The organism is Streptomyces sp. NPDC021019 (assembly GCF_044333295.1).
Lineage (GTDB): Bacteria > Actinomycetota > Actinomycetes > Streptomycetales > Streptomycetaceae > Streptomyces.
This window is the reverse complement of record NZ_JBIRQR010000002.1, coordinates 1,127,445-1,141,784: the sequence shown is the minus strand read 5'-3', so window position 1 is coordinate 1,141,784 and position 14,340 is coordinate 1,127,445. Positions and strand designations below refer to the sequence as shown.

The 14,340-nt window shown below is 71.5% G+C and carries 10 protein-coding genes and 2 pseudogenes; 6 read left to right on the top strand and 6 right to left on the bottom strand.

What is annotated here, in order from left to right; translation table 11 throughout:
• Positions 1–28 precede the first annotated feature (28 nt).
• Positions 29–235, top strand: a pseudogene (locus ACH4RG_RS16110) (DUF3052 family protein); the annotation flags it as partial.
• Positions 236–355: 120 nt separating this feature from the next.
• Here the strand turns inward: ACH4RG_RS16110 and ACH4RG_RS16105 are convergent.
• Positions 356–742 (bottom strand): DUF3592 domain-containing protein, encoded by a 387-nt coding sequence (locus tag ACH4RG_RS16105; RefSeq protein WP_397916971.1) that lies wholly within the window; start codon positions 740–742, stop codon positions 356–358.
• Between the two features lie 42 nt (positions 743–784).
• A pseudogene (locus tag ACH4RG_RS16100) lies at positions 785–1,550 on the bottom strand (IS5 family transposase); the annotation flags it as partial.
• Positions 1,551–1,722: 172 nt separating this feature from the next.
• Between ACH4RG_RS16100 and ACH4RG_RS16095 the strand changes: the two are divergent.
• Both ACH4RG_RS16095 and ACH4RG_RS16090 read left to right on the top strand, forming a co-directional pair.
• Positions 1,723–2,040: a hypothetical protein gene (locus ACH4RG_RS16095; RefSeq protein WP_397928008.1), complete on the top strand. Its 318-nt coding sequence runs from the start codon at positions 1,723–1,725 to the stop codon at positions 2,038–2,040.
• Between the two features lie 158 nt (positions 2,041–2,198).
• Positions 2,199–3,230, top strand: coding sequence for an SGNH/GDSL hydrolase family protein (locus ACH4RG_RS16090; protein ID WP_397916970.1), 1,032 nt, complete (start codon positions 2,199–2,201; stop codon positions 3,228–3,230).
• 658 nt (positions 3,231–3,888) lie between these two features.
• Here the strand turns inward: ACH4RG_RS16090 and ACH4RG_RS16085 are convergent.
• The 4 genes from ACH4RG_RS16085 to ACH4RG_RS16070 all read right to left on the bottom strand — a co-directional run bounded on the left by ACH4RG_RS16085 (position 3,889) and on the right by ACH4RG_RS16070 (position 7,429).
• Complete coding sequence (locus ACH4RG_RS16085; protein WP_397928010.1) at positions 3,889–4,329, bottom strand: hypothetical protein; 441 nt, start codon at positions 4,327–4,329, stop codon at positions 3,889–3,891.
• A gap of 48 nt (positions 4,330–4,377) precedes the next feature.
• Entirely contained in the window at positions 4,378–4,614 is a 237-nt protein-coding gene (locus ACH4RG_RS16080) for a hypothetical protein (protein WP_397928011.1), read from the bottom strand.
• Positions 4,615–4,790: 176 nt separating this feature from the next.
• On the bottom strand, positions 4,791–5,666 hold the full coding sequence (locus ACH4RG_RS16075) for a GNAT family N-acetyltransferase (RefSeq protein ID WP_397916967.1): 876 nt from the start codon (positions 5,664–5,666) through the stop codon (positions 4,791–4,793).
• Between the two features lie 170 nt (positions 5,667–5,836).
• Positions 5,837–7,429, bottom strand: coding sequence for a PucR family transcriptional regulator (locus ACH4RG_RS16070; protein ID WP_397916966.1), 1,593 nt, complete (start codon positions 7,427–7,429; stop codon positions 5,837–5,839).
• Between the two features lie 153 nt (positions 7,430–7,582).
• Between ACH4RG_RS16070 and speB the strand changes: the two genes are divergently transcribed.
• The 3 genes from speB to ACH4RG_RS16055 all read left to right on the top strand — a co-directional run bounded on the left by speB (position 7,583) and on the right by ACH4RG_RS16055 (position 14,304).
• Positions 7,583–8,572, top strand: coding sequence for an agmatinase (gene speB / locus ACH4RG_RS16065; protein ID WP_398539693.1), 990 nt, complete (start codon positions 7,583–7,585; stop codon positions 8,570–8,572).
• On the top strand, positions 8,569–10,257 hold the full coding sequence (locus tag ACH4RG_RS16060; RefSeq protein ID WP_398160583.1) for a thiamine pyrophosphate-binding protein: 1,689 nt from the start codon (positions 8,569–8,571) through the stop codon (positions 10,255–10,257). The genes speB and ACH4RG_RS16060 overlap by 4 nt, the downstream gene beginning before the upstream one ends.
• A gap of 315 nt (positions 10,258–10,572) precedes the next feature.
• The gene (locus ACH4RG_RS16055) at positions 10,573–14,304 is read left to right on the top strand and encodes an ABC transporter ATP-binding protein (protein ID WP_398539692.1); all 3,732 of its coding nucleotides are present in this window, start codon (positions 10,573–10,575) and stop codon (positions 14,302–14,304) included.
• Positions 14,305–14,340: the final 36 nt, after the last annotated feature.

The following is a 14,340-nucleotide window of genomic DNA, read 5'->3' as shown; positions in this document are numbered from 1 at the left end:
TGTCGTGGTGCTGTAGTGGCGCGAAGGCGGCGGAGATTTCACCTACAGGCTGCAGGTCGTGCGCCGCCTGCGCTCTGACCACGGGATGATCTGGGTCCTGATCGTCCTGTCGGAACCAGACGACGACGATGAACCGAGCGTCGTCAGCGCGCCCGCGCGAAACTCCGGTTTGATCCACGTGAGCAGCATCAGCATCACCGACGTATGGACGGGTAACAAGGTCCTCCAGAGGTGATCGCGGGCTAGGCCGTGTCTGACAAGTACTGCGTGAGTGAGAGGGCTCTGATGTATCGGGTGTGCGCTGGCCCCGTCGTGTGAGGGCGGGCTGGACCGCTTTCGATGCATAGCAGCCGATCTAGAGGACGTGCACCATCAGCACGATACTGAGAGCAACTCCCACCAGGCCCGCCATGTCGTAGTGCTTCCAGAATGGTTTGCGGGAAGCGAGTGCCGTCTCCGCGCGCCCAGGGGACATGGGGTCATAGAGGACTGCAACGCTGTCCCCTTCGCGGGTGCCGGCGGGGACGTGGTCTTCACCTGCACTGTGTGTCCGCTTGACACCGTCTGGCGTCGTGTAGCTCAGAAGGAACTGCGGGCCGCCCTTCCCACGCCAATCACGATCGAAGCACCGAGCGATGACCTCGACGCCCCGGGAGCGAAGCGTCATCCGTCGCCGCATCTGCCAAACCACGACCAGCATGAGAAAAATCGCGATGCCGTCGTAAGCGATCGTGTCCTGCACCCTCAAAGCTCCCCCAGTTTCGCAGTGGCACTGGTGAAGCATTCAACCAGCCGCCGGGACCCTTCGGGGCTGCGTTACCGGCTCGCGAAGCCAGAGGATGAGTGAGGCGAGGTGAAGCCCGGCGTGGTAGCGAGCGGCGAGCTTGTCGAAGCGGGTCGCGATCGCCCGGAACTGCTTGATCCGGGCGAAGCGGCGTTCGACCACGTTGCGGGTTTTATACAGCTCACGGTCGAAGCTCGGCGGTCTGCCGCCCCTCGTCCCTCGCCGCAGGCGGTTGGCCTTCTGGTCGGCCCGTTCCGGGATCACGGCCTGAATGCCTCGTCGGCGAAGGGCCCGGCGGATCGCGCGGGAGGAGTACGCCTTGTCCGCGATGACCGCGTCGGGTCTGCGGCGGGGCCGCCCGGCACCGGTCCGGGCACCCTCAGCTCGTCCATGACCGTGTCGAAGACGGTGGAATCGTTCACGTTGCCGGGTGCGACTACGACGGCCAAGGGCAGGCCCCGGCCGTCGCAGGCGAGATGGATCTTCGTGGTCAACCCGCCGCGGGGCCGGCCCAGCGCCTGGCCAGCCGACACGCGTGCCGGACCCTCCAGTTCGTCCCCCGCCGCCCCTTTTTTCGGGCACCGGCGGCGTGCTGATGGGCCCGGTTGATCGTGGAGTCCACCGACACCGTCCACTCCACGGCCCCGACGGAGTCAGCGCGGACCTGGACCTGTTCGAGCAGACGGATGGAAGTGCCGTCCGCCTCCCAGCGGGCGAACCGTTCATAAGCCGTCTGCCACGGCCCGTAGCGTTCCGGCAGGTCACGGCCTCTATCTCGACCCGCCGGAGAAGGCTCTGGTTCTCTGCGTGGACGAGAAGTCGCAGATCCGGCGGGCAAGACCGCGCTCGGCGGCGGCGGTGAGATCCAAGGCGATGGCACCTCGCTATCCAAGTCGTTCCCGAAGTGGACGGCGGCCGGGCAGCCGAGCCAGTGGACGGTGGCCGGCCACGCCAGGAGCAACGGCACCGTCGGCGTCGCCGGCTACGTGATCTGCGCCGACCCCATTGCCGACGTCACCTGGACGACCTACACGGCCACCTTGCCCACTCCGTCCGGGGGGTTCCTCATGTGCCCGACCGGGCGGTACGTATCCGGTGGCGGGGCCTCGTCGAACGGGACCGCGTCCGTCCTGTCTTCGTCCAGGCCCGGCCTGGCGAGCGAAGGCGCTACCCGTGACGGCTGGTGGATCCAGGCCGGAGTCCTCAGCGACGATCCGTTCGCCACGGACCTCTACGTAATGTGCAGCACCCGGTAGTAGCGGAAAGGCCCCTGGTGCGACGAAGTCGCCGAGATCGCCTGGTGCGGCGTGAACCCGCTAGGCGTCACGACATGCGCATGTGTGATTACGGAGTATTGGATTCCGTTTGTTCCTCATTGCGTCCCCTTGGAAAGGGCACAGTCATGTCTTCGGCCATGCATAAGACCACGACGACTCCGCGGACGCGACGGCTGGCCGCTGCGGCCGTCGCGCTGGGCAGCTGTCTGGCGCTCGCCGCCCCGGCGGGTACCGCGGGCGCGGCGCCCGCCGATCCGGTGCCGACCGTCTTCTTCGGCGACTCCTACACCGCCAACTTCGGCATCACTCCGGTGAACGACGAGAACCAGCCCCGGGGCTGGTGTTTCCAGGCCAAGGAGAACTATCCCGCCGCCGCCACCCGCCACCTGGCGGGCAAGGGCATCACGCTGGACGTCCAGGCGGACGTCTCCTGCGGAGGCGCGCTCATCGAGAACGTCTGGAAGGAGCAGCAGCTGCCCTTCTACCCCGGGAAGGTCCCGGCGCAGCGGAACGCGCTCAAGGAAGATACCCAGCTGATCGTGGGCAGCATCGGCGGCAACACCCTGGGCTTCACCGACATCCTCAAGCAGTGCTCCGCCAAGCTCCGGGGCGGCGAGGGAGGGGGGCTGCCCGGACAGCCGGTGGACCCGGACCAGCCGGCCGGTGAGTGCGCGGACTACTTCACGTCCGGAGGCGGAAAGACGTGGCTGGAGTTCCAGCTCTGGGAGGTCAAGTCGCAACTGGAGGGGATGCTCCAGGACATGAGCGAATCCTCCTGGGACGCCGAGCCTGTCCTGGTCGGCTATCCGAGGCTCGTGCCCCAGGACACGGCCAAGTGCCTGACCCCGGCCCCCGGCCAGACGGAACTGCCGTTCGCCGACATCCCCAAGGACGCGCTGCCCATCCTGGACCAGGTCCAGAAGCGGCTGGACGATGTCATGAAGAAGGCCGCCGCGGACACCGGCGCCGCCTTCGTGGACCTCTACGGCCACACCGGAGGCAACACGGCCTGCGACGGCGCGGACCGGGGCATCGGCGGCCTGCTGGAGAACTCCCAGGTCGAGCTCTATGGCCAGCAGGTCCCTTGGTGCGCACACCCCAACGAGAAGGGCCGTGACATCCAGGCCGAGCGCGTGGCCGCCGAGATCGAGACGGTACTCAACCGCTGACGGGCCGCCGGTCCGAGTGCGTAACGCCGACGCTCGGACCGGTTCCCGGCGAAGGGCGTTCCGAGGGCCGCCCGGCTAGGGGGTGATGATGTTGCCGGTGGAGCAGCTGTGATTGCCCCGTGCCGTTCCCCGTCCGCGTCGAACCAGGCGCCCGATCCCAGCACGAGGAGTCCGCCGATCTCTGCCCGCGGATGACCGGTCGGTGGGCAGGCGCGGAGCGCGTCGGGCAGCGCGGGACTATCGAGCGAACGCGTGCCGAGGTCCAGGCGGCTGTGGACACCGAGGCCGCCCCTGCCGGTCTGGAACCAGGCCCACTCAAGTGAGGACGGCACCAGCAGGTCGTGCTTCTCCAGTACCCCGCTCACGCGTGCCTCAGTGATGAGCGCGAACTCCAGACCGGGCTCCCCGACGTCCTCCAGGTTCCAGGACCACGAGCCACTCTCTCTCGGCGCGCGCATCAGCACGGTCGCGAACTCCTTGCATTCGTCCCTTCGTACTCGTCCAGTCCGAAGGAGTCGTCCGCCATGATGCGCTCGAATCCCTCGCGGATCAATTGCACGTAGGAATCGCTGAAGCTCAGTAACGCGGGCCTCAGTTCGCCTGCATTCTCGTACCCTCGCTCAAGATCCAGACACACTTTGAAGAATTTCCGAAATGCTCAATACGGACCATTTGGCCTTTGGTTCGTATGTTTACTCGGAGAATTGTTGCCTGCCGTAAGGCCGTCCTGTACCTTCTGGGCCAGCTTCCTGAGTTCGATTTCCTTCCCGGCGGACATCGAATATTGTTTCTCTCTCACGTGCGCAAGAAATGTGTTCGGCAGTCGCACATGGTATTTCCGCAGGTAAAAGCAGAGATCGCCTCGCCAGATCCATGCGCCGTCGCTGTGGATCGAGTCCCCGCCGAGTACGGTTTCCCCTGAACCCATCACGTCCTCAGAAGATCCCATCACGCTGAACAGGTCGTGCCCTGAAGAGAGGTACTGGATAATCTCTTTGGCATCGCCGTGGCGATGTGCAGCAACGTTATCTTTTATGCTCCCGACCGGGGTCCCGAAGGGTGGCGGCCAAAGTTCCTCGAAAAAACCGGCAATGTTCATGGTTTGGCTCCTCGTCAGTGCGCCAGCGGTAGAGAAGTCCGCCCATATTCACCGTCGAATATTGTAGGAACTTGTCCGGGTTCGATTCGCCGGGCCGGGAGAACGCGTCGGCAGTTCGTACCGCTGCGCCTGCCGCTGCTGTTCCTCCTGCTCGGCCTCCTGTATGCCCAGCGTGTGCCGGAGGAAGGACCAGCCGACGCACCCGGCGCAGAGCGCGGCGGTGATGGCGATGCCGGCGCATACCTTTCCGAGCCGCTCGTCGGCGGTGCGCCGTGCGCGCGCCACGCCGACGAGTAGAGCGTCCCGCGTCCTGCGTCCTGCGTATCCCCGACCGATTCCAGCAGTTGACCGTCGTAATTGCGTGCCACCACACCATCCCCCTTTGCCGCTGCAACATACCGAGGGGGTGGTGGTGGAGTTGCACCCCAGGGGGACGTGACGTGATGTGAGGGAAGCGGTGCTCACACGCGGCCGGGGCGCGTCCAGTCGTGGTTCTCGCGTACGAGGGTGAATCCTGCCGACCGGTAGAGCGCTGCCGCCGCCTCGTTGCCGGCCGGCGTCAGGACGGCCACCGCGCTCGCGCCCCGGTCGACGAGCGCCGCGCACGCGCCCCGTACGGCGTCGCGCCCGTAGCCGTGACCGCGGTGCTCCGGATGGGTGCCGACCGGTTCGAGCAGGCCGCATCGGCCCGTACCGCCGAACCAGCCGGTCGCGGCGGCGGCGGGGTCCCCGGCGGGCGTGCGGACGAGCGTCTCCACGGCGAGGTGGCCCGCGGGGGACTCCTTCATCCTGCGCCAGTGGTCGACGGAGAACGTCGAGCCCGCGAAGGCGGCCCGGTGCACCAGCGCCCGGTCGTCGGCGTCGGACCCGGTGACCTGCACCGCGCGGCTCGTCCCCGGCCCCGGGGACCAGGAGAAGACGAGCCAGGGCTCCTCCGTGTCCGGCTCCCAACCGGGCACGGGCAGGCCGTCGGTCGCGTCGTTGCCGGGTACGAGCAGGTCCTCCGCGTCCGCTGCGAGCGCTCCGAGGTCGGCGTCGGGCGCGGCGGTCACGCGCAGCACGGGGCCGTCGAGGAAGCCGACCGCCACGGGTGCGGCCTTCGCCGCATCGCCGCTGGACCGGGCCTCGGCCTGCGAGGAGGCCCGTGAGTCGGTCCCTGCGGAGGTCCGTGCGTCGGTCCAGAGGTAGACGGTCGCGTCGTCCAGACGCAGGAGCCAGCCCACGTCCCCGGGGTGCAGGCTCCCGGACGGGGCGTCGGGCGGTGTCCACGCACGCAGGGCGCGCAGCGCCGGGCCGGTGTCGGCAGGGGACAGGCGGTGCCGCGCGAGTGAGGCCATGCGCGGAGACTAGTCAGCACGCCACGGAGACGCGAAGGCTTTTGTCCCCGGGGTCCCTGGGGTCCCTGGGGTGGTCCCTGTGGTGCCTGTGGTGCCTGTGGTGCCTGTGGTGCCTGTGGTGCCTGTGGTGCCTTTGGTGTTCAGGGTGTTCGGTGGGCCCGGCCCGGTCGTCATGTCTGCCGCAGCGCGAACCACAACTCCGTCCGTACGTCCATGTCGTCCAGGTCCGCGTCCAGCAACTCCCCGCACCGCCCGATGCGTTGGCGGACGGTGTTGCGGTGGACGCCGAGGGCCACCGCCGTACGGTCCCAACTGCCGTGGAGGGAGAGCCAGCAGCGCAGGGTGTCGGCCAGCGGCGCGGTGAGCGGGGCGAGGAGGGCGCGGGCGTGGGCGGCCGCCTGTTCGGGCGGTACCAGCGCGGCGAGGCCGCTCGTGGGGGCGTCCACCGTCAACGGGGCGCGGGTCGCCCGCGCGTGGGCCAAGGCGCGGGCGGCCAGGGTGTCGGCGGCGGCGAGAGCGGTGACGGGGGTGGGCGCGGCCGCGCCGAGCGTCCAGCCGGGCCTCGGGGTGAGCCGGGCGGAGCGGGGTGATGGGCCCGTCCCCGCAGGACCGTCGGTCAGCGGCTCCCCGCCCTCGGCCGAGCCCGTCCCGCCCTCCGCCGAGCCTGCCGGGCCCTCCGCCGAGCCTGCCCCGCCGCCCGGGCCCAGCAGCAGCCGGACCGCCTCGCCCGCCCCGCGTCCCGCGTCGACCAGGGCCGTGCCCAGCGACGCGCCCAGGGCCTCCGCCGTCAGGGCGTCCGCCGGGGTGCCGTCCGTGCGCAGGGCGTGGATCACCGTCCAGGGGCCGGTGGAGCCGAGGAGCGGCGCCACCTCGGCGGGGGAGGCCCCCAGGAGCATGCGGACCAGGGCCGCCGAACGGCCCGCCGCGTCCGCGCCCTGGTGGGGGGCGGCCAGGAGGGAGAGGAGGACCACCGCGATGCCCGCCACCGTGTGGTCGCCTGACTCCCGTCGCCGGGTCGCCAGCGCCAGGGCCAGGCCGTCGTCGCCGCCCAGTGCGTACGCGGACAGGTGGGTGCCGCCGTGGGTGTCGGTGGCCGAGGAGGGGGAGCCGGGGCTTTCGCGGGCGACCACGCGGGCCAGCCGGGCCAGGGCCCCCGCCGCCTCCGGGCCCGGGCGGCGGCCCGCCGCGTGGACCTCCTCGCCCCGCGCCGTCAGCAGGACCGCCCGGCCGCCGAGCCGCGTCGCGAGCTGGTGGAGGACCGCCGGTACGGGGTCGGGACGGGCCGCCGCCGTCGCCAGCGCCTGCTGGGCGCGGGCCACCCGGCGCAGCTCGCGGTGGCGTGCCTCGGCCATCAGCCGCCATACCGCCCGCGCGATCGCGGTGAACGGGATCTCCGGAGGCACCTCCAGCAGCGGCAGGCCCTCCCGGTCGCACGCCTCGATCAGGGCCCGGGGCACCGTCTCGTGCACCGGCCGGACCCCGAAACCCAGCGCCGCCGCCCCCGCCTCCACCAGCCGGCCGACGTAGTGGTCCGGGTCCGTCAGCAGCACGCCCGCGGTCAGCAGCAGTTCGCCGCCGAGCAGATACGGATACGGGTCGGCCATCTCCGAGGTGTGCACCCAGAGCAGATCGGCGTCGCCCGGACCGGCGATCCGGCGCAGGCCCAGTTCCTCGCGCGCCAGGAGCTCGGCCAGCGGGACGGGCGGGGTCGGCGGGCCGGCGGGCAGAGCCGTCGGCGGGGTGCCCCCGGAAGGGTTCGGCATGGACGATTCCTCCGGTCGGTGCGTCGCGAATGGAGGAAACGTACACTTCAGAGTTGGCTTTGGGTCACCTACCGTCTTCCGGGGGTCCGGGCCGGACGGGCTGGGAGGCCCGCACGCTCGACACCGTACGAACCGAAGGAAAGGCACCCCCTCATGAGCAGCACCGAGTCGCCGCGCGGCCCCATCGACTCCTCCCGCGTCCCGCGGTACGCCGGGCCCGCGACGTTCGCCCGGCTGCCCCGGCTCGACGAGGTCGGCCGGACCGACGTCGCCGTGGTCGGCGTGCCCTTCGACACCGGGGTCTCCTACCGCCCCGGCGCCCGCTTCGGCGGCAACGCCATCCGTGAGGCCTCCCGGCTGCTGCGCCCGTACAACCCGGCGCAGGACGCCTCCCCGTTCGCCCTGGCGCAGGTCGCCGACGCCGGGGACATCGCGGCGAACCCGTTCGACATCAACGAGGCCGTCGAGACCATCGAGGGCGCGGCCGACGACCTCCTGGGCACCGGCGCACGCCTGATGACCCTCGGCGGCGACCACACCATCGCCCTGCCCCTCCTGCGCTCCGTCGCCAAGAAGCACGGGCCCGTCGCCCTGCTCCACTTCGACGCGCACCTGGACACCTGGGACACCTACTTCGGCGCGGAGTACACCCACGGCACCCCGTTCCGCCGGGCCGTCGAGGAGGGCATCCTCGACACCTCCGCCCTCTCGCACGTCGGCACCCGCGGCCCGCTCTACGGCAAGCAGGACCTGACCGACGACGAGAAGATGGGCTTCGGGATCGTCACCTCCGCCGACGTCATGCGGCGCGGCGTCGACGAGATCGCCGACCAGCTGCGGCAGCGCATCGGCGACCGGCCGCTGTACATCTCCATCGACATCGACGTCCTGGACCCGGCGCACGCCCCCGGCACCGGCACCCCCGAGGCCGGCGGCCTCACCTCCCGCGAGCTGCTGGAGATCCTGCGCGGCCTCTCCTCCTGCCACCTGGTCTCCGCCGACCTGGTCGAGGTCGCCCCCGCGTACGACCACGCCGAGATCACCTCCGTGGCCGCCTCGCACGCCGCGTACGAGCTGACGACGATCATGTCCCGCCAGATCGCCGCGCAGAAGGAAGCCAAGGAAGCCAAGGACGCCAAGTGAGCCACGACCACGACGACCGGCCGCAGCTCACCGCCGCCCAGGCCGCCGCCGTCCTGAACCCGCCGGCCGGCCGCAACGGCGGTGACCTCGTCGTCGAGTCCCTCCAGGGGCTCGGCGCGACCACCGTCTTCGGGCTCCCCGGTCAGCACGCGCTCGGCGTGTTCGACGCGCTGCGCCGCTCCTCCCTCCGGTACGTCGGGCTCCGCGTCGAGAACAACGCGGGCTTCGCCGCCGACGCGTACGGCCGGATCACGGGGGAGGTCGCGCCGCTGCTCCTGTCCACCGGTCCCGGGGCGCTGACCTCGCTCGCCGCGCTCCAGGAGGCGGCCGCCGCCTCCGCGCCCGTGCTCGCGATCTCCAGCCAGATCCCCTCGGCGGGGCTCGGCGGCGGGCGGCACGGCTATCTGCACGAGCTGCGCGACCAGCAGGCCTCCGTCCGTGACATCGTGAAGTCCGTGCACACCGTGCGGTCCGCCTCGCAGATCCCCTCCGCGATCGCCGCCGCCTGGGAGTCCGCACTCACCGCCCCGCACGGACCGGTCTGGGTGGAGATCCCGCAGGACGTGCTGCTCGCCGGGACGACCCTGCCGGTCGTCAGCGCCATGGACGCCGCCCCGCGCGACCTCTACCCGCGCCCCGAGCTGACGATCGCCGCGGCCCACCTGCTGTCGAACGCCGAGCGCCCGGTGATCATCGCGGGCGGCGGAGTCGTCCGCTCCGACGCCTCCGGCAAGCTGCGCGCGCTGGCCGAGAAGATCGACGCCCCCGTCGTCACCACCTTCGGCGGCAAGGGCGCGTTCCCGTGGGAGCACCCGCTCTCGCTCCGCTCCTGGCTGGAGGACCGGCACACGACCGACTTCCTGGAGGACGCGGACGTCCTCCTCGTCGTCGGCTCGGGGCTCGGGGAACTCTCCTCGAACTACCACACCTTCCGCCCGCGCGGCCGGGTGATCCAGATCGAGGCGGACGCCGGGAAGCTGGAGTCCAACCACCCCGCGCTCGGCATCCACTCCGACGCCCGCGAGGCCCTGGCCGACCTCCTGGAGGCCGTCGAGCCCCGCCAGGACGCGGGAGCGGCCGAGCGCGTGGCCACGGTGCTGGAGAAGGTACGGGTCCGGATCGACGCCCAGGAACTGACCCTGGAACAGCAGGTCCTCGCCGCCGTCCGCGAGGCGCTGCCCGACACCGCGCCCAGCTTCTGGGACATGACGATCCTGGCGTACTGGGCCTGGTCCGCGTTCGACGCCCGCCGCCCCAACACCATGCACTCCGCCCAGGGCGCGGGCGGCCTCGGCTACGGCTTCCCCGCGGCCATCGGCGCGGCCGTCGCCGACCCGACGAAGCCCGTGCTCGCGGTCTCCGGCGACGGCGGCGCGATGTACTCCATCGCGGAACTGGCCACCGCCCGCCAGTACGACCTGCCGCTGACCTGGCTGATCGTCGACGACGGCGGCTACGGCATCCTGCGCGAGTACATGACGGACGCCTTCGGCGAGGGCGCGGCCACGGCCACCGAGCTCTCCCGCCCGGACTTCGTCGCGCTCGCCGAGTCCTTCGGCGTCCCCGCCGTCCGTACGACACCGGAGTCCCTCGCCGCCGACCTCGGCAAGGCGCTGGCGGCCCCGGGCCCGTCCGTCGTCGTGCTCCCGGCACTGCTGCGGATGTTCGAGCCGACGCACCTGTAAGCCGTACGCCTCCGGCTCGGCGGGTGCCGTGGCGGTGGTTGCCGTGGCGGTGGGTGGCGGGTGCCGTGGCGGCAGGGCGGGCCCGGGCCGCCGCCCGGCCCGGGCCCCGAACCGGTCCTGGGACCCCGGTACCGCACACCCCCGACCATCGGCCCCGTTCGCCGCCCTCTTCGTCGCGGCGGGATGAAATCCGCAGCCCCGGGCGTTGGTGCCTTCCGGTAGGACAGGCGGAACAGCTGGATCGGAGCCGGATCACCGGTGGCACAGCCGGACCGGCGGACAGGCCGAGGAGAAGGCCGAAACGGGAGGCAACGCGTGACGGGCGCAGAGCAACAGGGGTGGGGCCGGCGGCTGACCGGGTACGCGTGGCGGTACCGGCGCAACGTCGTGCTCGCTCTCGGCTCGTCGCTCGCCGGAATGGCCGTCATGGCCCTCGTTCCGCTCATCACCAAGGTGATCATCGACGACGTGGTCACCGACCACACCCGCTCCCTCGCCGTCTGGACCGGGCTGCTCATCGGCGCGGCCGTCCTCGTCTACATAGCCACCTACATCCGCAGGTACTACGGCGGCCGGCTCGCCCTGGACGTCCAGCACGACCTCCGTACGGACATGTACACGACGATCACCCGGCTCGACGGGAAACGGCAGGACGAGCTGTCCACCGGGCAGGTCGTGGGCCGGGCCACCAGTGACCTCCAGCTGATCCAGGGGCTGCTGTTCATGCTCCCGATGACCATCGGGAACGTGCTGCTCTTCGTCATCTCCCTGGTGATCATGGCGTGGCTCTCGCTGCCCCTGACCCTCGTCGCGCTCGCCGTCGCCCCCGCCCTCTGGTTCATCGCCCGCCGCTCCCGCACCCGGCTCTTCCCCGCCACCTGGTACGCCCAGAGCCAGGCCGCCGCCGTCGCCGGAGTCGTCGACGGGGCCGTCTCCGGGGTCCGCGTCGTCAAGGGCTTCGGCCAGGAGGACCAGGAGACCGGCAAGCTCCGCGAGGTCGGTCGCCGGCTGTTCGCCGGGCGGCTGCGCACCATCCGGCTGAACTCCCGCTACACCCCGGCCCTCCAGGCGGTGCCCGCGCTCGGCCAGGTCGCCATGCTCGCCCTCGGCGGCTGGCTGGCCACCCGGGGCGAGATCACCCTCGGCACCTTCGTCGCCTTCTCCACCTACCTCGCCCAGCTCGTCGGCCCGGTCCGGATGCTCGCCATGGTCCTCACCGTCGGCCAGCAGGCCCGGGCCGGTGTGGAACGCGTCCTGGAGCTCATCGACACCGAGCCCTCGATGCGGGACGGCACCAAGGAGCTGCCCGCCGACGCCCCGGCCGGCATCGAGTTCGACGACGTCCGCTTCGGCTACGACGACGAGCGCCCCGTCCTCGACGGCTTCTCGCTCACCGTCGAACCCGGTGAGACCGTCGCCGTCGTCGGCGCGTCCGGCAGCGGCAAGTCCACCGTCTCGCTCCTGCTGCCCCGCTTCTACGACGTCTCCCACGGGGCCGTCCTCATCGGCGGCCACGACGTCCGCGAGCTGACCCAGGCGTCCCTGCGCTCCGCCATCGGGCTCGTCCCCGAGGACAGCTTCCTGTTCTCCGACACCATCCGCGCCAACATCGCCTACGGCCTCCCCGACGCCACCCAGGACCAGATCGAACAGGCCGCCCGCGCCGCCCAGGCCCACGGGTTCATCGCCGACCTGCCGCAGGGGTACGACACCACCGTCGGCGAACACGGGCTCACCCTCTCCGGAGGCCAGCGCCAGCGCGTCGCCCTCGCCCGCGCCATCCTCACCGACCCCCGGCTCCTCCTCCTCGACGACGCGACCTCCGCCGTCGACGCCCGCGTCGAGCACGAGATCCACGAGGCCCTCAAGCAGGTGATGGCGGGCCGTACGACGCTCCTCATCGCCCACCGCCGCTCCACCCTCCAGCTCGCCGACCGCATCGCCGTCCTGGACGGCGGGAAGCTCGCCGCGATCGGCACCCACGAGGAGCTGGAGCGCACCTCCGCGCTCTACCGCCGCCTCCTCACCGACCCCGACGAGCTGGGCGGCACCTCGCCCGGCCACCGGCCGCCGCTCCCGGAGGCCGCCCCCGAGGACGACCGCGCGCTCCAGGAGGAACTGGACGCCGAGTTCGACGCGGAGCGCGGCATCACCCCCGCGCTCTGGATCCGCGAGGAGGAGGAGCGGGACACCACCGTCGCCGGCATGCCCGCGACGCCCGAGCTGCTCGCCCAGGTCGAGGCGCTGCCGCCCGCCACCGACACCCCCGAGGTCGACGAGACCGCCGCCGTGCGGCCGGAGGACTCCTACGGGCTGCGCCGGCTGCTGCGCGGCTTCGGCGCGGTCCTGCTGGTCAGCCTCGGGCTCGTCGCCGTCGACGCCGGCATGGGCCTGCTGCTGCCGGTCCTGATCCGGCACGGCATCGACGAGGGCGTCTCCCAGCTCTCCACCGGTGCGGTGTGGGCGGCGTCCGCGATCGCGCTCGTCGTCGTGCTCGTCCAATGGGTCGCGCAGACCGGCGAGATCCGGATGACCGGCCGGACCGGCGAACGGATCCTCTACGCGCTCCGCCTGAAGATCTTCGCCCAGCTCCAGCGGCTCGGCCTCGACTACTACGAGCGGGAGCTGACCGGCCGGATCATGACCCGGATGACGACGGACGTGGACGCGCTCGCCACGTTCCTCCAGACCGGGCTCGTCACCGCGTTCGTCTCCGTCGTCACCTTCTTCGGCATCATGGCCGCCCTGCTCGTCCTGGACGTCCAGCTCGCCCTGGTCGTCTTCGCCACCCTGCCCGTGCTGATCATCGGCACCGTCTTCTTCCGACGCAGCAGCGTCAAGGCGTACGAGCTGGCCCGGACCCGCATCAGCGCCGTCAACGCCGACCTCCAGGAGTCCGTCTCCGGCCTCCGTATCGTCCAGGCCTTCGGCCGCGAGCACGACGGGGCCGTCCGCTTCGCCGAGCACAGCGACCACTACCGCCAGGCCCGGGTACGCGGCCAGTGGCTGATCTCCGTCTACTTCCCGTTCGTCCAGCTGCTGGCCTCCGTCGCCGCGGCCGCCGTGATCATCGTCGGAGCGGGACGCGTCGACAACGGCACGCTGACCGTCGGCGCCCTGGTCGCCTACCTCCTCTACATCGAGCTGTTCTTCGCCCCCGTCCAGCAGCTCTCCCAGGTCTTCGACGGCTACCAGCAGGCGACCGTCTCCCTCGGCCGCATCCAGGAACTGCTGCGCGAGCCCACCTCGACCGCCGACCCGGACGAGCCGCTCGACGTGCTCTCGCTGCGCGGCGAGATCGCGTTCGAGGACGTCTCCTTCGCGTACGGCTCCGACGAGGAGGCCCTGACCGGTGTCGACCTGCGCATCCCGGCGGGCCAGACGGTGGCGTTCGTCGGGGAGACGGGGGCCGGGAAGTCGACCCTCGTCAAGCTCGTCGCCCGGTACTACGACCCCACGGGCGGCCGGGTCACGGCCGACGGAACCGATCTGCGCACCCTCGACATGACCGCCTACCGCCACCGCCTCGGCGTTGTCCCGCAGGAGGCGTACCTCTTCGCCGGCACGGTCCGCGACGCCATCGCCTACGGACTGCCCGACGCCACCGACGCCCAGGTGGAGGCCGCGGCCCGCGCGGTCGGCGCGCACGAGATGATCGCCACGCTGGAAGACGGCTACCTCCACGAGGTCGCCGAGCGCGGCCGCAACCTCTCCGCCGGGCAGCGCCAGCTCATCGCCCTGGCCCGCGCCGAACTCGTCGACCCGGACATCCTGCTCCTGGACGAGGCCACCGCCGCCCTGGACCTCGCCACCGAGGCCCTGGTCAACCAGGCCACCGACCGCCTCGCCGGCCGCCGCACCACGCTGGTGGTGGCCCACCGGCTGACCACCGCCGCCCGCGCCGACCGGGTCGTGGTCATGGACCACGGGCGCGTCGTCGAGGACGGCACGCACGACGAGCTGCTCGCCCGGGGCGGGCGGTACGCCCGGCTGTGGCGCACCTTCATCGGCGAGGGCATAGGGGAGGACGAGCCGGCGGGCGTCTGAGGGGAGGCGGCGGCCCCCGCGTGCAACCTCCCGCCC